Annotated in this window: 16 protein-coding genes and 1 tRNA gene; 13 read left to right on the top strand and 4 right to left on the bottom strand. The window is 63.1% G+C overall.

The features are described 5' to 3' along the window. Positions 1–54: 54 nt before the first annotated feature. Both dps and IE125_RS11220 read right to left on the bottom strand, forming a co-directional pair. Entirely contained in the window at positions 55–591 is a 537-nt protein-coding gene (dps, locus tag IE125_RS11225) for a DNA starvation/stationary phase protection protein Dps (RefSeq protein WP_189444736.1), read from the bottom strand. A gap of 370 nt (positions 592–961) precedes the next feature. Continuing rightward, positions 962–1,048 (bottom strand) — tRNA-Leu (locus IE125_RS11220). 126 nt (positions 1,049–1,174) lie between these two features. On the opposite strand from IE125_RS11220, the gene queA reads away from it, so the two are divergent. The 6 genes from queA (at position 1,175) to IE125_RS11190 (ending at position 8,342) form a co-directional block, all read left to right on the top strand. Continuing rightward, the gene (gene queA / locus IE125_RS11215) at positions 1,175–2,209 is read left to right on the top strand and encodes a tRNA preQ1(34) S-adenosylmethionine ribosyltransferase-isomerase QueA (protein WP_189444813.1); all 1,035 of its coding nucleotides are present in this window, start codon (positions 1,175–1,177) and stop codon (positions 2,207–2,209) included. A 201-nt stretch (positions 2,210–2,410) separates the two neighbouring features. Continuing rightward, positions 2,411–3,529: a tRNA guanosine(34) transglycosylase Tgt gene (tgt, locus tag IE125_RS11210; RefSeq protein WP_189444812.1), complete on the top strand. Its 1,119-nt coding sequence runs from the start codon at positions 2,411–2,413 to the stop codon at positions 3,527–3,529. Positions 3,530–3,625: 96 nt separating this feature from the next. After that, complete coding sequence (gene yajC / locus IE125_RS11205; RefSeq protein ID WP_189444735.1) at positions 3,626–3,958, top strand: preprotein translocase subunit YajC; 333 nt, start codon at positions 3,626–3,628, stop codon at positions 3,956–3,958. An 88-nt stretch (positions 3,959–4,046) separates the two neighbouring features. Continuing rightward, entirely contained in the window at positions 4,047–5,894 is a 1,848-nt protein-coding gene (gene secD / locus IE125_RS11200; protein ID WP_189444734.1) for a protein translocase subunit SecD, read from the top strand. Positions 5,895–5,906: 12 nt separating this feature from the next. After that, on the top strand, positions 5,907–6,812 hold the full coding sequence (gene secF, locus IE125_RS11195; RefSeq protein WP_189444733.1) for a protein translocase subunit SecF: 906 nt from the start codon (positions 5,907–5,909) through the stop codon (positions 6,810–6,812). Between the two features lie 372 nt (positions 6,813–7,184). Continuing rightward, a complete protein-coding gene (locus IE125_RS11190; protein ID WP_189444732.1) occupies positions 7,185–8,342 on the top strand; it encodes an AI-2E family transporter in 1,158 nt (385 codons plus the stop codon). Between the two features lie 34 nt (positions 8,343–8,376). Here IE125_RS11190 and IE125_RS11185 read toward each other — a convergent pair whose 3' ends face one another. Then, positions 8,377–9,840 (bottom strand): sigma-54 interaction domain-containing protein, encoded by a 1,464-nt coding sequence (locus IE125_RS11185; protein WP_189444731.1) that lies wholly within the window; start codon positions 9,838–9,840, stop codon positions 8,377–8,379. A 243-nt stretch (positions 9,841–10,083) separates the two neighbouring features. On the opposite strand from IE125_RS11185, the gene IE125_RS11180 reads away from it, so the two are divergent. The 5 genes from IE125_RS11180 (at position 10,084) to speB (ending at position 15,607) form a co-directional block, all read left to right on the top strand. Then, positions 10,084–10,953 (top strand): sugar phosphate isomerase/epimerase family protein, encoded by an 870-nt coding sequence (locus IE125_RS11180; protein ID WP_189444730.1) that lies wholly within the window; start codon positions 10,084–10,086, stop codon positions 10,951–10,953. Between the two features lie 18 nt (positions 10,954–10,971). Then, positions 10,972–12,039 carry an isopenicillin N synthase family dioxygenase gene (locus IE125_RS11175; RefSeq protein ID WP_189444729.1) on the top strand — a complete coding sequence of 356 codons (1,068 nt, stop codon included), beginning with the start codon at positions 10,972–10,974 and terminating at the stop codon, positions 12,037–12,039. 75 nt (positions 12,040–12,114) lie between these two features. Next, positions 12,115–13,002: an ABC transporter substrate-binding protein gene (locus tag IE125_RS11170; RefSeq protein ID WP_229809058.1), complete on the top strand. Its 888-nt coding sequence runs from the start codon at positions 12,115–12,117 to the stop codon at positions 13,000–13,002. A gap of 68 nt (positions 13,003–13,070) precedes the next feature. Beyond that, positions 13,071–14,594, top strand: coding sequence for an amino acid ABC transporter permease/ATP-binding protein (locus tag IE125_RS11165; RefSeq protein ID WP_189444728.1), 1,524 nt, complete (start codon positions 13,071–13,073; stop codon positions 14,592–14,594). A gap of 44 nt (positions 14,595–14,638) precedes the next feature. Then, a complete protein-coding gene (speB, locus tag IE125_RS11160; RefSeq protein WP_189444727.1) occupies positions 14,639–15,607 on the top strand; it encodes an agmatinase in 969 nt (322 codons plus the stop codon). A 112-nt stretch (positions 15,608–15,719) separates the two neighbouring features. Here speB and IE125_RS11155 read toward each other — a convergent pair whose 3' ends face one another. Beyond that, positions 15,720–16,514: an inositol monophosphatase family protein gene (locus tag IE125_RS11155; RefSeq protein ID WP_189444726.1), complete on the bottom strand. Its 795-nt coding sequence runs from the start codon at positions 16,512–16,514 to the stop codon at positions 15,720–15,722. Between the two features lie 148 nt (positions 16,515–16,662). On the opposite strand from IE125_RS11155, the gene IE125_RS11150 reads away from it, so the two are divergent. Further along, positions 16,663–17,427, top strand: a complete 765-nt coding sequence (locus IE125_RS11150; RefSeq protein WP_189444725.1) for an RNA methyltransferase — start codon at positions 16,663–16,665, stop codon at positions 17,425–17,427. 200 nt (positions 17,428–17,627) lie between these two features. Continuing rightward, complete coding sequence (gene iscR / locus IE125_RS11145; RefSeq protein ID WP_189444724.1) at positions 17,628–18,113, top strand: Fe-S cluster assembly transcriptional regulator IscR; 486 nt, start codon at positions 17,628–17,630, stop codon at positions 18,111–18,113. Positions 18,114–18,203 lie beyond the last annotated feature (90 nt).

The following is an 18,203-nucleotide window of genomic DNA, read 5'->3' as shown; positions in this document are numbered from 1 at the left end:
CCGCCATGTCTCCAACGGCTCTGAGAGCCCGATCAGCGGGCTCCAAGGACTGGATCAGCCTTCCTGAAGATGCGCTTCAAGGAACCAGAGATTGCTGTCCAGCGTGCGTGATACACCGGTCAACAGGTCGGACGTATCTTCGTCGCCGAGATCGCTGGTGTCGTCGATCCCCTGACGGACCGTCGCTCCAACCCCGGCGTAATGATCCGCCAACGCCTTGATGTGATCTTCGACCTTATGGATATCGGTCGGATACGCCTTGAGGCTCGTGTTGCCCGCGACATCTTGTGCGGTGCCGTGGGCGGTACCGCCGAGCTGGACCAGTCGCTCTGCCACTTCGTCAACGTGCGCATCGATACCATCACGGAAGCCATCAAGCATTTCATGGACGCCAATGAACTGAAGACCCTTCAGGTTCCAGTGCGCCTGCTTGATCGCCAGCGAAAGATCGATCAGCTCCGACAGGCGCGCGTTCATCAGCGCGACCAGCTTGGCGCGCTGATCCTCGGGAATATCGTTGCGGGTCGGATAGAGCGCGGTTGCCTTGCTGCTCTTGGCATCCTTGATGTTACGAGTCTTTGCACCGCTCATGTGTCATGTCCTTTGTCACTGCCCAGTGAAAACGCGCCTGACGACAAGCGCCGACGCCCTCGTGTCACAATTCATTAGCTTGGTACACAGCGTCTCAAAATCAAGGTCAGCGAATCGCCGGCCGCGACCTATGCGCTCGATAGCCGGCATCAATCGGCAAGGCTGAACATGTGCGGATAACACCCCCTCGGTGACAAGTATCGAGCGCAATAGCGCTCGGGCCGACCAAGAGGAAATCAGGCGGCCAACGGCGGCGACGATACGTAGTTAGGGTGCAAGGTCCGCAGGCAAAAGCAGACGCCAGTCACTGGTAAAATCGAAGGGAGATGAGGCAATAACGAGAGGGATGACACTTAGCCATCAATGCGGATGGTGCCGGCGGTCGGACTCGAACCGACACACTGTTTCCAGCGGCGGATTTTGAATCCGCTGCGTCTACCAATTCCGCCACGCCGGCAGCGGAGACGCATTATACGGACCCGCCGGGTGGCGTCAATCGTCACGCTGACTTCACCCGCCCGGTGCTTTATGATGGCGCCCTCGTGAACACTCCCCTTTGCCAAGCCGGACTCTGACCTACGCCATGCAGCGCGCCGACTTTCACTTCGATCTGCCCGATGAGCTGATTGCTCGCTATCCGTCCGAACAGCGCACCGACTGCCGCCTGCTGTGCGTCGATGGCGCCGCTGGAACTCTGTCGCACCAGCGCTTTCCCGATCTGCTCACCGAGCTCGAGCCGGGTGACGTGGTGGTGTTCAACGATACGCGCGTGATCCCGGCGCGACTGTTCGGCCAGAAGGCGAGTGGCGGTAAGGTGGAGATGCTGCTGGAGCGACCGCTGGATGCTCACCGCGGCCTGGCGCATCTGCGCTCGAGCAAGCCCCCCAAACCGGGCACCGAACTGGTCTTCGAGGGCGACATTCACGCAGTGGTGGAAGGTCGGCGCGACACCCTCTTCGAACTCCGCTTTCTTGGCGAGACACCGCTGATCCCACTGCTGGAACAGCATGGGCACATGCCGCTGCCGCCTTACATCACGCGCGAGGATGAGCTGGCCGACCGCGAGCGTTATCAGACAGTCTACGCCCGCCGCGAAGGCGCAGTCGCCGCGCCTACCGCCGGACTGCATTTCGATGAGCCGATGATGCAGGCGCTGCGCGACAAGGGCATCGAGACCGCGTTCGTGACGCTGCATGTCGGTGCCGGTACCTTTCAGCCCGTTCGCGTCGACGACATCCGCGAGCACCACATGCACAGCGAGTGGCTGGAAGTCGACGAGCAGGTCTGCGCACAGGTGAACCGGGCCCATGCCAACGGCAAACGAATCGTAGCGATCGGCACCACCAGCGTGCGCTGTCTCGAGAGCGCCAGCGCCGAAGACGGCACGCTGTCGCCCTTGCGCGGTGATACGGATATCTTCATCTATCCGGGCTACCGCTGGCGCTGCGTCGACGCGCTGGTGACCAACTTCCACCTGCCGGAATCGACCCTGCTGATGCTGGTCTCCTCCTTCGCCGGATATGAAGCGGTCATGCGCGCTTACCGCGAGGCCGTCGACAGGGAGTATCGATTTTTCAGTTATGGCGACGCCATGTTCCTGACCCGCCGGCCCGACTGATCGTTGTCAGCCTCGCGTCGTTGTCGGTCGCGTACATGAGGCCCGCGCCTTTGGCACGCTGTAAACGGAATCCTCACGCGCGGCTTCGGGCGCGCTGTAATGAGAACATCCCGCGCGACTTCGGGCGCGCTGATAGATAGAGACCATTGATGCGCGGCCTCGGCCGCGCCGAAAGAGACAACCATGCGTGACGAATGCTTCATGAATTTCGAACGGCTGGCGCAGGATGGCCGCGCCCGCCGCGGCAGGCTTACCTTTCCGCGAGGAACGGTGGAAACACCCGCCTTCATGCCGGTCGGTACCTATGGCACGGTCAAGGGGATGACGCCCAAGGACGTCGAGGCGATCGGCGCCGAGATCATTCTCGGCAACACCTTTCATCTATGGCTGCGCCCCGGCACCGAGGTGATCGAGACACACGGCGATCTCCACGACTTTTCGCAGTGGCATAAACCGATCCTGACCGACTCGGGTGGCTTTCAGGTCTTTTCGCTGGGCGAGATGCGCAAGATTACCGAGCAGGGCGTGCACTTCCGCTCGCCGGTCGATGGGTCAAAGGTCTTCATGGGGCCGGAGGAGTCGATGGCCGTGCAGCGGTCCCTGGGCTCCGACGTGGTGATGATCTTCGATGAATGCACGCCCTACCCCGCCACGCCGGCCGAGGCGGAAAAATCGATGGAGCTTTCCCTGCGCTGGGCGGCACGCTCCAAGGCGGCTCACGGCGACTCGCCCTCGGCGCTGTTCGGGATCGTTCAAGGCGGCATGTACCCGGAGCTGCGCAAGCGCTCGCTGGAAGGGCTGATGGAGATCGGCTTCGACGGCCTGGCCATCGGCGGGCTCTCGGTCGGCGAGCCGAAGGACGAGATGATCGGCGTGCTGAACTATCTGCCCGAGTGGATGCCCGATGACAAACCGCGCTACCTGATGGGTGTAGGCAAACCGGAAGATCTGGTCGAAGGGGTACGTCGCGGCATCGACATGTTCGATTGCGTGATGCCGACTCGCAATGCGCGCAACGGCCACCTGTTCACCGCCGATGGTACCGTCAAAATCCGTAACGCCGTGCATCGACATGACACCCGACCGCTCGAGGAGGAGTGCGACTGCTATACCTGCCAGCACTTCTCGCGGGGCTATCTACACCACCTCGACCGCTGCGGAGAAATGCTCGGCTCGATGCTCAATACCATCCACAATCTGCGCTATTACCAGCGCCTGATGGCGGGTTTGCGCGGGGCTATCGAAGCGGGTACATTGGCCGACTTCGTGGCAGAATTCTATCGGCGACGCGGGCTTCCCGTGCCGCCCGGGGTCGATTGATACGATTCGAACCGGCCGACGTGAAACGTCCGACGAGCCGGTCCAGCCAGTCTCATCGCGCAACCAGTTCACATCACAACTCTCGGAGAAACATCCATGCTGGACTTCCTCATTCCCGCGGCCTACGCCCAGGATGCGGGTGCCCCTGCCGGCGGCGGCATCGCCCAGATCGTCATGCTGGTCGGCTTCGTGCTGATCTTCTACTTCCTGCTGTGGCGCCCGCAGTCCAAGCGTGCCAAGCAGCACAAGCAGCTGGTCTCCAACCTGAGCAAGGGTGACGAGATCGTGATCGGTGGCGGTCTGATGGGTCGCATCACGGAAGTCACCGACGACTTCATCAGCATGGAAATTGCCGAAGGCACCGTGGTCAACGTCCAGAAAGGCGCGGTCGCTTCCGTGCTGCCGAAGGGCACCCTGAAGTCGATCTAACTCTCCTGGCTGCCGATTCTCCATCGGCAGCCGCTCTCTTTTTCCGCGACCGTCGGAACCCGACAGTCATAGAAAGGACAGGGCTTCCATGCTCAATCGTTACCCCCTGTGGAAGTATCTGCTGATACTCGTCGTTTGTGTCGTCGGCATCGTTTACGCGTTACCCAATCTGTATCCGCAGGATCCCGCCGTCCAGATCAGCTCCACCAACGGTTCTCTAGACAGCCAGCAGCTCGACCGCATTCAGCAGGCGTTGAGCAGCGATGACATCGCCGTCAAATCGGCTCGGATGACCGGCAACACTACCGCCCTGATTCGGCTCGACGACGCCGAGCAGCAGCTTCCCGCGCGAGACGTCATTGATGACATGCTCGGCGATAACTACACCGTGGCGCTCAACCTCGCGGACTCGACGCCCGCCTGGCTGACCAGCCTTTCGGCCGCACCGATGAAACTCGGTCTCGACCTGCGTGGCGGCGTGCACTTCCTGCTCGAAGTCGATATGGACGCTGCCGTGCAGCAGCGCCTGGACGCCACCGCCAGCGCCATTCGCGCCGATCTGCGCGATCAGCGCATTCGCTACCGCGGCACCCAGATCGACGACAATACGCTGCACGTCGAATTCGCCAACGCCGAAGATCGTGCCGCCGCCCGCGACCAGATCAGTCAGACCTACAGCGAGTTCCAGCTCGCCGATCATGACGAAGGTCGCCGCGCCTTTCTCGACATGACCCTGACCGAGCAGTCGATCAAGGATATCCAGGACTATGCGATCAAGCAGAACCTGACCACGATCCGCAACCGTGTCAACGAACTCGGCGTTTCCGAGCCGCTGGTTCAGCGCCAGGGACCGAACCGCATCGTCGTCGAGCTGCCCGGCGTGCAGGACACCGCCGAAGCGAAGCGCATCGTCGGCGCCACCGCCAACCTGGAGTTCCGGCTCGAGGCTCGTCCGGACGCACCGGATTCCGAGACCGAGACATTCCCGTTCCGCAACGACTCGACGCGCAGCGCCACCCTCTCGCGCGATGTGATCATCACCGGTGACCGTGTCTCCAGCGCCAGCCAGGGCTTCGACCAGAACGGTCAGCCGCAGGTCAACATCAACCTCGACGGCACCGGCGGCTCGCTGATGAACCAGGCCACCCGCGCCAACATCGGTCGCAACATGGCCGTGCTCTACATCGAGCACAATTCGCACGTCGAGACCGTGATGCAGGATGGCAAGCAGGTCGAGAAGCGCATTCCCGAAACCACGCGCAGCGTGATCAGTCTCGCGACGATCCAGAGTGCGCTGAGCAACCGCTTCCGGATCACCGGCCTCGACTCGCCGACCGAAGCGAGCGAACTGGCCCTCCTTCTGCGCTCGGGCTCGCTCGCCGCGCCGATCTACTTCGTCCAGGAGCGCACCATCGGCCCAAGCCTCGGGGCGCAGAATATCCAGCGCGGGATCTTCTCGGTGATCGTCGGTGGCCTGCTGGTCGTCGCATTCATGCTGATCCGCTACAAGGCGTTCGGCGTAATCGCCAACGTGGCGCTGGCCGTCAACCTGGTACTGCTGGTGGCTGCAATGTCGCTGCTCGGGGCGACACTGACCCTGCCCGGCATCGCCGGTATCGTGCTGACGCTCGGCATGGCGGTAGACGCCAACGTATTGATCTACGAGCGCATACGCGAAGAGCTCCGGCGACACACGCCCGCCCAGCAAGCGGTCCATGCCGGCTACGGCCGCGCCTTCACGTCGATCGTCGATGCCAACCTGACGACGTTGCTGGTGGCGGTAGTGCTGTTCTCGATCGGCACCGGGCCGGTCAAGGGCTTCGCCGTGACGCTCTCGCTCGGCATTTTGACCTCGATGTTCACCGGCATCATGGTGTCGCGTGCCCTCGTCAACCTCTCCATCGGCGGCAAGCCGGTGAAGAAACTCTGGATCTAGGAGACGCGAGCAATGCGCCAATTCGACTTCATGGGCAAGCGCCGCATCGCCTTCATCGTTTCGATCGTGCTGACGATCGTTTCGGTAGCGGCGCTGGCCCTGCTCCATCTCAACCTGGGTCTCGACTTCACCGGCGGCACGGTCGTCGAGCTGCACTACGCGACCGCGCCATCGCTGGATGACATCCGCACGCTACTGGCCAGCAGTGGCTTCGAGAACTTCCAGGTACAGACCTTCGGTGCCGCCGACGAGATCCTGATCCGTCTGCAGCAGACCTTCTCGAACGATGTCGGCAATCAGGTCGTCTCCGCGCTGAGCGGCAACGGCGCCTCCATCGATCTGGTCCGCGCCGAGTTCGTCGGCGCGCAGGTCGGCGATCAGCTACGCGACCAGAGCGGTCTCGGCATGCTGGTCGCGCTGGCGGGCGTGGCGATCTACGTCGCTTTCCGCTTTCAGTACAAGTTTGCCCTCTGCGCGATCATCTCGCTGGGCCACGACGTGCTGATCGTGCTGGGACTGTTCGCGCTGTTCCAGTGGGAGTTCGACCTGACCGTTCTGGCCGGCATCATGGCGGTGATCGGTTACTCCCTCAACGACACCATCATCGTCTACGACCGAATTCGCGAGAACATCCGTCTCTCGCGTAGTGACAACATGGCCGAGATCTTCAACAGCGCAATCAACCAGACGCTGTCGCGCACCCTGGCCACCTCCGGCACGACGCTGCTGGTGCTGTTCGCGCTGTTCTTCCTCGGCGGCGACATGATCCACAACTTCTCGATCTCGCTGATCCTCGGCATCGTGGCGGGCACCTTCTCCTCCGTCTACGTGGCCGCGGCGCTGCTGATCGTGTTCAAGCTCGAGCGCCAGGACCTGATCCCGGCCAAGAAGGAGAATGTCGAGGAAGAGCTGCCGTAACGACGTCTTCTTCCCCGCCGACAACCGGCATGCTGTCAATGAGGGCCTCTCGACATCGAGAGGCCCTTTTGGGTGGCCTGCCATCCATTTCTGCCACCCTCCGGGCCGCCTGCGGCGTCAAAAAACGCTCCAGGCGTTTTGTTGTGTCCAGCAATCCATGGCGGCCACTCTCGCCCCTCCCCTCGTCCGGCTGGTAGCCAGATCACGTCCGTCGCCCAGAATGCCACGTGTGCGACGACCGAACGTGCGCTGTGCCTGCCGGCAACCACGTGGGGTATGATGGTCCGCTGCACCTGTCGAGCACGCCATGACGGCATGCAAGACAAGGTGCCGCCCTTCAGGCAGTGGATTCAAGGCATTCAGAGGACGTTCATGGCTCCGATTTTCGCGAACACCAGCGTCGCCCGCTGGCTGCTGGTTCTGGTAATGATCGCCGGCGTCTACTTCTTCATCGACTTCCTGATCCCGGTGCTCGCCGCGCTGATCATCTGCGTCGCGAGCTGGCCGCTCTACCAGCGCCTGCTCAGCGCCTGCGATCAGCGCAGGACCCTTGCCGCCAGTCTCGCCCTGGGGCTGATCGTGCTCTGCCTGGTGATCCCGATGGTGATGGCCTTCACCTACGCCTTCCAGGAACTCAAGGGCTGGGTCGGCTGGCTACTCACAATCAATCAACAAGGCATGCCGACGCCCGACTGGATCGCTGGACTGCCGGGCGCGGGCGAGTGGCTAGACAAGCAGTGGCAGACCTACCTTGCCGAGCCTCACGCGCTGGAATACTACATCCAGCTCGTTGGCGGCGAGCACATCGGCAATATCTCGCGCTGGGTGCTCGCGCTCGGCAGCAACGCACTCCACGTTGCCCTGACGCTGCTATTCATGCTGATCACGCTGTTCTTCCTCTACAAGGATGGCGCCGGCATGGCACGCCAGCTAGACATCGTCGGCGAGCGCGTGTTGCCGGCCCGCTGGCAGCGCTTCTCTCGCGTCGTGCCGGCCACGATCAGCTCGACCGTCATGGGCATGGGCCTGATCGCGCTGGGCGAGGGGCTGGTGCTGGGCACCGCTTACTGGATCGCCGGCGTGCAGTCACCGGTGGTGCTGGGGGTCATCACCGCATTCATGGCCTTGGTCCCGGGCGGTGCACCGCTGACGTTCACGCTGGTCTCGCTCTACCTGATCGCCACCGGTCACGTGCCCAACGGCATAGGACTGTTTCTCTGGGGCGCAGTGGAGCTGTTCATCGTCGACAAGACGCTACGCCCGCGACTCGTCGGCGGGCCGATCAAACTGCCCTTCCTGCCGACCTTCTTCGGCCTGGTCGGCGGGGTCAAGACGATGGGGCTAGTCGGGCTATTCGTCGGCCCGGTGCTGATGGCCCTGCTGGTTGCCAGCTGGCGCGAGTGGCTGCACGACGATGCCGCACCGGATGCGCCCTCCGAAGCCGAGCGTTGGGGCTACGGCAATCGCAAGCTCGTTGCGCGTTACGCCGAGAATTCCAACGCCGACAACAACGCCGACGCCGCGAGCTGAGCGCCGCCCGACCAGGCCTCGAGCCTATGGGGAGTCATCGTGGGTTGAGTGTGATGCCATGACGTTTGAGCTTACGAACCACGCTCGGCTGGCTGATGCCGAGGCGCTCCGCCAGCGCGTAGGTCGAGCGGTACGAGTCCGCCATTGTCGAGAGTATGTCTCGCTCATGAGCCGCCATGGCGGATTTCAACGTCTGACCCGGTGCCAGCGGTTCGGGATCCTTCGCTTCCAGCTTCGTGCCATTGGTGTTTGCTGCGACGCTCGAAGCCATCACGGTGGGTATCGCTGACTTTCCGGTGTCCGGCGCCGCCATCACCGGCGCCCCAATCACCTCACCGTCGGCAGAAAGCCAAGCGCGCTCCAGCCAGTTTTCCAGCTCACGCACATTGCCAGGCCAGTCGTTGCTCATCAGCTCCGACCAGATGTGAGGGTGCATGACTTTCTCGCCACCGTAGCGACGGTTGAGCGTCTCGAGCTGTCGCTCGGCAAGTCCAAGAATGTCTTCGCGACGCTCGCGCAGCGGCGGCAGCGTCACCGGAATGACGTTAAGCCGATAGTAGAGATCGAGACGAAACGCCCCCTCCTCTACTCTTCGGGCCAGATCCTGATTGGTTGCGACGACCAGCCGGAAATCGACCTGACGCGAGCGCGTATCGCCCAACCGCGTCAGCGAGCCATCCTGAATCACCTTCAACAGCTTCGACTGCATCGCCAGTGGCAGTTCGCCGATCTCGTCAAGAAACAGCGTACCGCCATGCGCCTGTTCGAGCAGCCCCGCCTTGCCCTGGCGTGCGGCACCGCTGAAGGCGCCCGGCTGATAGCCGAACATCTCCGACTCGAACAGCGACTCCGGAATCGCCGCGCAGTTGACATCGACGAAGGCCCCCTCGCCGCGCCGGCTCCAGCGGTGCAACTGTCGGGCAAAGGCGGTCTTGCCGACCCCCGATTCGCCGAGCATGAGTACGGTGGCGTCGGTGGCCGCGACGCGCTCGAGCAGCTGTGCCACTTCACGCATCACCTGACTGCGAATCTCGAGTCCGGGCACTTCCATATCCGCCTCGCCGGTGCCGACACCACGCGAGAGATGGGCATTGAAGCGCCGTTGCAGCAGCGCATATTCGTCCTGTAGAAGGCGCACATCGGTCATGTCCATCGAACGGCTGATGATCCGCTTGAGCCGGCCCTGCCAGTAAATCGGATGCGCCTCCGCAATGACCTGCCGGCCGGTCGCCGTGCGCTGCAGCAGCTGTGCCGAACGCCCGGTCCGCATGACCTCCATCGACACCGACGGAGACAGCACGCCATCGGCTTCCAGCGCCTGCACCGTGGTGTTGCAGAGCGCCTCTCGACTCATGCCGTAGACCGCCGCACTGCTCGGGCTGACCGCCAGGATCGCCCCCGATTCATCGACGATAAAGAGATGATCCTGTGCGGTCTGTATCAACGTCTCCAGCACGAGCCGATCGAGCGGCGCCTCGCCACCAATACGTTTTTGCATCATCGATGCCTTAATGAATCATTTGTCGCCCATATTGATTCAAGAATGCATTGACCGGCAAGCGCTGACCTCGCCCGGCCAAAAACGGCTAAAGGTCCGGAACGCCATCTAAGACACCGGAAACCGGCGCCCCGTAGGTCAGCAAGATTGGCGACCGATGCTGAACACCGCTTGGGACCGGGTTGGCACGTTTTCTGCTTTAGTCCTAGTCACACGCTCACAACGACAATCACGGAGCGACCCTTGACCGATTCTTTCAAGCTGGAAACTTTCCGATCGCTATGGGGCTTTCAGGGCACCTGGGAACAAGCCGCCCGCGAAGCCCGAGCCGCCGGCTTCGATGGCCTGGAGGCACGCATGCCGCAGGACGCGAACGAGCGACAGGCGTTCGCACGCTTTCTCCAGTCGCATAGCCTGCCCTATATCGGCATCCTCTTTACCTCGGCGCCGGTCCTGCCTCATCAGGCCCATACCCCACAGCAGCATCTCGACGATCTCGCCCTTCAGCTTCAGCAGATGCAGGCACTGGCGCCGCGCTTCGTCAACGTGCTGGCGGGTAACGACCGCTGGCCGCTGGCACAGCAGGTCGACTTCTTCGGCCGTGCGATGGAGGTCATTGACGCCAGCGGGCTGACCTGTGTCTTCGAGACGCATCGGGCACGTTCGCTCTACAGCCCCTGGGTCACGCTCGACCTGATCGCACAGCTGCCGGACCTGCGCTTCACCAGCGATATCAGCCACTGGGTGGTGACCTGCGAGCGCCTGCTCGAAGACCCGTGCGACGACCTCACGCCGTTCATCGAGCGCGTGCACCACATCCAGGCTCGGGTCGGCTACGACCAGGGGCCGCAGGTACCCCACCCGGCCGCACCGGAACACGCCGACGCGCTGGCGTTTCACCAGCGACATTGGGCGGCGATCTGGGAAGCGCAGCGCAGCGCCGGCCACGAGGCCACCACCCTGACACCGGAGTTCGGGGTCGACGGCTACCTCCACCACCTTCCCTTTACTGACGTTCCGGTCGCCGACCTGTGGCAGCTGAATCGCTGGATGGCCGACTGCGAGCGCCGCCACTTTGCCCAGCACTTTTCACAGCGGTCCCACACTTCCTGATTAGAGAAGGAGCCAGGCATGAACGACTTCCACAACAAAGACAAAGACAACACCGACAACCTCAAGCGCTTCACCAAAATCCCGGTCATCGATATCAGCGGCCTGTTCAGCGAGCGTTTGACCGAACGCCAGGCCGTGGCCAACGCTTTGGGCAATGCCGCACGCAACATCGGCTTTCTGCATATCGTCGGTCATGGCATTGATCCGAGGCTGATCGACGATCTGCACGACGCCGCCCGCCGCTACTTCGACCAGCCGCTCGAGGCCAAGATGCAGCAGTACATCGGCAGCTCGCGCAGCCACAAGGGATTCGTGCCCGAAGGCGAAGAGGTCTACTCGAAGAAGACCGATCACAAGGAAGCCTTCGACGTCGGTTTCGAGGTCGGCGAGGATCACCCGCTCTACGTGGCCGGTACACCGCTGATCGGCCCCAACGAATGGCCGCCGCTGCCGGGCTTCCACGACGCCATCAAGGCTTATTACGACGCGGTCTTCGCTCTCGGCACGCGACTCTTCCGCGGCTTCGCGCTGGCGCTGGGGCAGCCGGAGAACTATTTCGAATCGCTGGTGACGGCCCCGCCCTCCAAGCTGCGCCTGATCCACTACCCGTTCGACGGCGAGGCCCAGGATGCCCCCGGTATCGGCGCCCATACCGATTATGAATGCTTCACGATCCTTTACTCGCGCACCCCGGGCCTCGAGGTCATGAACGATCTCGGCGAGTGGATCGACGCCCCGCCGGTCGACAACGGCTTCGTGGTCAATATCGGCGACATGCTCGAGATCATGACCAACGGCGCCTTCGTCGCCACGGCGCACCGCGTGCGCAGTGTCAAGGAGGAGCGCTACTCCTTCCCGCTGTTCTACGCCTGCGACTACCACACCCAGGTGAAGCCGCTGCCACAGTTCGCCGAGAGCAGCACGAACTACGAGGCCGTCGCCGTCGGCGATCACATGTGGAGCCAGGCACTGCAGACCTATCGCTATCTGCAGCGCAAGGTCGCGAACGGTGAGCTGGCGCTGCCGGAGGGCTCACGCAAACCCTCGAGCTTCGGCCACCTCAAGCATGCACAGACCGATGAGTAAACGCCGCCCCCGCGGCACTGCGACCTCGCGCGCGGCGAAAGGCCGAACGGCCCCTCGTCGGGGCCGGCCTCGGCAATGACAGCGCACCAGACAGACAACGCTGGATCCCATAGCCAACAACAAGCCAACAACAAGCCAACAGGAACCACTGCCATGACATTCGACATTCGCAAGACCGCTCTCTCCGCCTTCAGTGCCGGCCTAATCGGCCTGCTCACCGCCGCGCCGAGTCTAGCAGTCGAGACGCCGCCGACGCTGAACGACGGTGTACTGACCGTGGGCATGGAGATCGCCTATCCGCCGTTCGAGTCCTACGACGGCGACGACGTGGTCGGCTTCGACCCGGAAGTCTCCGAAGCACTCGCCGATCGCCTGGGCCTCGAGGTCGACTACTTCGACACCCGCTTCCCCAACCTGATCCTGGGTCTCAATAGCGGCCGCTTCGACACCATCATTTCCGGCATGTATATCCTGCCCGATCGCACCAAACAGGCCGATGCCATACCTTACGCAAAAACCGGGGCAGCGATCATGGTCCTGGCCGACAGCAGCGTACAGCCAAAGGAGCCCGAAGATCTCTGCGGTCTGACAGTCGGTCTTCAGCAGGGTACATCTTGGGTCGCCAAGCTCAGTAAACTCTCGAGCGACTATTGTGAGCCCAATGGCAAGGGACCGGTTCAGGTTCGTGAATATCCGACTTCGTCGGAGACTTCTCAGGCGCTTCTGTCCGGCAATATTCAAGCCCACATGGAGATCGTGAGTGCATCTAACGCCATCGCCGAAAAGTCTCGCGGCCGCATCACTATCAGTTCGGACCATGCTCTCTATCCGGAAACTCTCGGCATCTACGTCAAGAAAGGAAACCAGCCTCTCTATGACGCTTTGAAAGACGCCGTCGAAGCCTTCAAGGCCACCGATGAGTACCGAACGCTGTTAAAGAAGTATGACCTAGAACCTGCCTGATTCCGGTTCTTGTCCAGCCGCTCGTTTGCGGCTGGAGCCTGCTCATCCAACACGTTTCGGGACCTCTGATGCAATTCGATTGGCCCTACTTCCTGTCGCTATTCTCGGTGGGCGATTTCTGGCGCGCCTGCCTGACCGTCATCCAGCTGAGTCTGCTCTCCTGGCTTATCGGCATGGGCATAGGTTTCGTGCTGGCCCTCGCCAAGCAGTCTCGCCACGCGTGGCTGCGCTGGCCCGTTTCGCTCTACATCTGGTTTTTCCGCAGCGTACCGCTGCTGGTGCTGCTGATCTTCGTCTACAACTTGCCTCAGCTAGTGCCCTCATTGCGTGGCTTGCTGTCGCAGTCGTTCTATGCCGGCCTTATCTCGCTGATTCTGACTGAAGCGGCCTACATGGCGGAGATTCACCGGGGCGGCCTGCTCTCGGTGCCACAAGGTCAGCGTGAGGCCGCCCGTGCCCTCGGTATCCGCGCCCTCGGCATGCAGCGGCTGGTGGTGCTGCCGCAGGCGTTTCGCATCGCGCTGCCGACGCTGACCAACGAATACATCACCATCGTCAAGCTGACTTCGCTGGTCTCGGTGATTTCCCTGACAGAGATCCTGCTCGTCGGTCAGCGCCTCTACGCCTCCAACTTCCTGGTCCTGGAGACGCTGGCAGCAGTGGCCATCTACTACGTGATGATCGTCACCGTGGTCGGCTGGCTGCTGCAGTGGCTGGAGCGTCATCTCGACCTGCAGAAGCGCCGCGCCCCGACCCTGAGCGACGCCCAGGTAGCAAAGCTTCGTGACCAGCTTCCGCCGCCGCCGCGTGCCGCCGGCGTGACCCCCAGCGCCGGGCAGCCCCCCGCCCTGCAGCTGCGCGATATTCATAAGCGCTACGGCGATAATGAAGTCCTCAAGGGCATCGATATCCAGGTCGGCGCTGGTGAGGTAATCACGATCATCGGCCCGTCCGGCAGCGGCAAGACCTCGCTGATTCGCACCGTCAACGGGCTCGAGCCACTGGATGGGGGCGAGATCGTGCTCTTCGGCGAAAGCTTCCTGAAGGCGGGTGAGCGCCAGTCGGCCAGTTTCCGTGCCGGCATCCACCGCGTCGGCATGGTGTTCCAGGGCTTCAATCTGTTCCCGCATCGCACCATCGCCGACAACGTTCTAATGGGGCCGCGCTACCACGCCATGGGCGAGGGGGCCGCCAAGCGAGACACGGCGCTTGCGCTGCTCGACAAGGTCGGCCTGCTGGCCCACGCCGACAAGTACCCGCACCAGCTCTCCGGTGGCCAGCAGCAGCGCGTCGCCATCGCCCGGGCGCTGGCTATGCAGCCCGACATCATGCTGTTCGACGAGCCGACTTCGGCGCTCGACCCGGAGCTGGTCGGCGACGTGCTCAAGGTCATTCGCGATCTGGCGGAAGAAGGGATGACGATGCTGATCGTCACCCATGAGATGGAGTTCGCGATGTCGATCGCCGACCGCGTGGTGTTCATGGAACACGGCGAGGTACAGACCGACGCTCCGCCCGCCGCCATTCGCACCAGCGCGGATGCGCGCCTCAAACGCTTTATCGGACTCGAGTCGACGCTCGCCGACGCGTGACACAAGACACGGCGGCACCGACGTGCCGCCCCAGGAGAATCCCCATGATAACCCCACATCCGGACGCCTCGAGCCTCAACCAGCCCTTGGGCGGCAACGAGATGCCTCGCTTCGGCGGCCCCGCCACCATGATGCGCCTACCGACACAGAAAGATGCCACCGGGCTGGATGCCTGCTTCGTCGGCATCCCCATGGACATCGGGACCTCCAACCGCCCCGGCACCCGTTTCGGCCCGCGCCAGATTCGCGATGAATCACGCATGCTGCGGCCGTTCAACATGGCGACCCGCGCCGCCCCCTTCGAAAGCCTGCAGGTGGCGGACATCGGCGATGTGCCGATCAACACCTTCGATCTCAAGAAGAGCGTCGGCATCATCGAGCGCTACTATAACGACCTGCTGACGCACGACGTCATTCCCCTGACCCTGGGCGGCGACCACACCATCGCCCTGCCGATCCTGCGCGCCATGGCCAAGAAGCACGGCCCGGTCGGCCTGATTCATGTCGATGCCCACGCCGATATCAACGAGCATATGTTCGGCGAGGAGATCGCCCACGGCACGCCGTTTCGTCGCGCGGTCGAAGAGGGGCTGCTGGATACGAACCGGGTCGCCCAGATCGGTCTGCGCGGCACCGGCTATTCCGCCGAGGAGTTCGACTGGGGGCGCGAGCAGGGTTTTCGTGTCGTCCCCGCCGAAGAATGCTGGCACCAGAGCCTGACGCCGCTGATGACGGAGATTCGAGACAAGGTCGGCGGCGGGCCGGTCTACTTGAGTTTCGATATCGACAGCCTCGACCCCGCCTACGCGCCGGGCACCGGCACGGTCGAGATCGGCGGCCTGACCATCCCGCAGGCGCTGGAGATCATTCGCGGGGCGTACGGTCTCGATATCGTCGGCTGTGATCTGGTCGAGGTCTCACCGCCCTACGATGCCCACGGTCAGACGGCCGTCGTCGCCGCCAACCTGCTGTTCGAGATGCTCTGTATTCTGCCGGGCGTCGCTCGCCGCTAGAGCCTTGCGCCCTGACGGGACCATGAACCGGCATTGCCGCCAACGAAAACACCCCGCCGGCAGTCGCCGACGGGGTGTATGAGCAGTTACGCGGCCATTCGACAGTCCTGAATCAGACGCTCGCCTTCAGCTGCTGCGCCAGCGCCTTGTAGAGCCTCGGCCCGGCGGCCATGAGGCTGCCGCCGTCTTCCAGACTGGGCGAGCCATCGATACCGCCGGCCAGCGCGCCAGACTCTTTCAGCAGCAGCGAGCCGACCCAGCGATCCTGCTCTTCCAGACCCAGCACGAAAGCGGCATCGGTACGGCCAGCGGCGAACTCGATGATGTCGAGCAGGGCACAGCCGCTGCCGATCAGGGAGTCGATCTGCGGGCCGAGGCGCTCGACGACCGTGAGGTACTGAGGCAGCCAGCGCGAGCGGTACTCGACGGTCGGCCATGAGAGCGAGACACGAGCACCGTTGACGCCGCCCGCTTTCGAGACGCGCATGCGCTTGCCGTTGCCCTGAGCGCCGCGCCCGCGGCTGATCAGGAACTCGTCATCGCTGAACGGACAGACGACGATGGCGTGCTCGGGACGCCCCTTGACCAGACAAACCATCGAGATCGCGAACTGGCGGCTCGCCACGCCGAGATTGGACTCGCCGTGGAAAGGCTCGATGTGCCACACCGTGTCACGCTCTTCGCCTTTGCCTTCACGATAGGGCGTGAAACGTCCGGCGACGCCGTGCTGGGGATAGCCACGGGAGAGCTGATGCACGATCAGCGTTTCGGCGTTGCGCGCCGTATCCTCGAGCAGACTGGCGGTCGCCTGCTCGTCGTGGCTGACTTCGAGTCGGTCGCGAATGCGAACGAACTGCTCAGCGGCGCTGCGAGCGGCACGCAGCGCGTATTGAACCATAGGATGCATGGATCTGGCCTTGGGGTGTCGAGAGCTGTTAAAGAACGCGCGCAGTCTAGCAGAATCGACTCATGCTAGACTACGGCTTTTGCCGGCGCCCCGCCCGCAACGGGTCGCGCCATCCCGTCATTTTTCATCGGACCTGCTCTCGCCTCCCATGCTCGACCGACTTCGTATCGTTCTCATCGGCACCAGCCACCCCGGCAACATCGGCGGCGCCGCCCGCGCCATGCGCAACATGGGCCTTGACGATCTCGCCCTGGTCACGCCGCGCTGCGACCCTCAAGACCGTGAGGCCTACTCCCGCGCTTCCGGGGCCAACGCGATCGTCGAATCCGCCAGCGTATTCGAGTCGCTGGAATCAGCGGTCGAGGCCTGCACACTGGTCGTCGGCGCCAGCGCGCGCTCGCGAACCCTGCCGTGGCCGATGATCACGCCCCGCGCGCTGGCCGAGAGCCTGCCCGAATCGCTGGCTCAGCCATCGAGTCGCGTCGCGCTGGTCTTCGGCCGCGAAGATACCGGGCTGACCAATGCCGAATTGCAGCGCTGTCATCGGCATGTGCACATCCCGACCAACCCCGAATTCAGCTCCCTGAACCTGGCCGCTGCCGTGCAGGTTATCGCTTATGAATGCCGACAGGCGTTTCTCGCCCATGAAGAGATCACGGCCCAAGCGACCGATCCGGAAACCGCGCAGCCCTTCGGCGTCGCATGGGACAACCCACCGGCGACGCACGCCGACATGGAGCGTTTCTTCGATCACCTGGAAAAGACGCTGATCGCGCTCGAGTTCCACGATCCGGATAACCCTCGCCAGCTGATGGCCCGTCTGCGCCGGCTGTTCATGCGCGCGCATCTCGACAGCATGGAGATGAACATCCTGCGCGGGATACTCGGCACGATCGACAAGCGCCTGCGCTAGCGGCGACAACCGCCAGCGCTGGCGAGCAGGCGAGCAGGCGAGCAGGCGAGCAGGCGAGCAGGCGAGAATCGTCGTCATCATGAGCACAGGTGATCGGCACTGATGATCGGCGCTCGTCGGGCCGCCGGCAGAATGGTTGACCGTTTCACTCGGTTTTTCCATAATGCCGGCATCTTTTCCGCGACCGCCGATCTCCGCCGATGCGTCTGACCACGAAAGGCCGCTACGCCGTCACCGCCATGCTCGATCTAGCACTCAACGCCGATCAGGGCCCTGTCTGCCTGGCTGATATTTCCAGGCGCCAGGACATATCGCTCTCTTATCTCGAGCAGCTCTTCGCCAAGCTGCGCCGTGCCAAGCTGGTGACCAGTGTGCGCGGTCCCGGTGGTGGCTATCGGCTCGGCCGCGAGACCGCGGAGATCTCCGTGGCCGGCGTCATCGACGCCGTCAACGAGTCGGTGGACGCGACTCGCTGTCATGGGCAGGCCGACTGCCAGCAGGGCAGTAAATGCATCACGCACCATTTGTGGTGCGATCTATCCGACGAGATCCAGCGATTTCTGAGCGATATCAGCCTGCAGGAACTGGTGCGCCGCGAAGAGGTCCGCACCATCGCCCAGCGCCAGAAAGCAGCGCTAGACTCGCTCGAAAACGACCCGGCCACCATCACGGTATCGTCATCGTGACCCTTCACGTGAGCTACGCAGCAAGCCGCTTGAGCTACGCTGAAGCGAGACCCGGCTGGACCGGGCAACAGCACCTTGCGCCGCGCGCGA

The organism is Salinicola rhizosphaerae, from assembly GCF_014652715.1.
Classification (GTDB): Bacteria; Pseudomonadota; Gammaproteobacteria; order Pseudomonadales; family Halomonadaceae; genus Salinicola; species Salinicola rhizosphaerae.
This window is presented reverse-complemented; position numbering and strand designations above follow the sequence as displayed.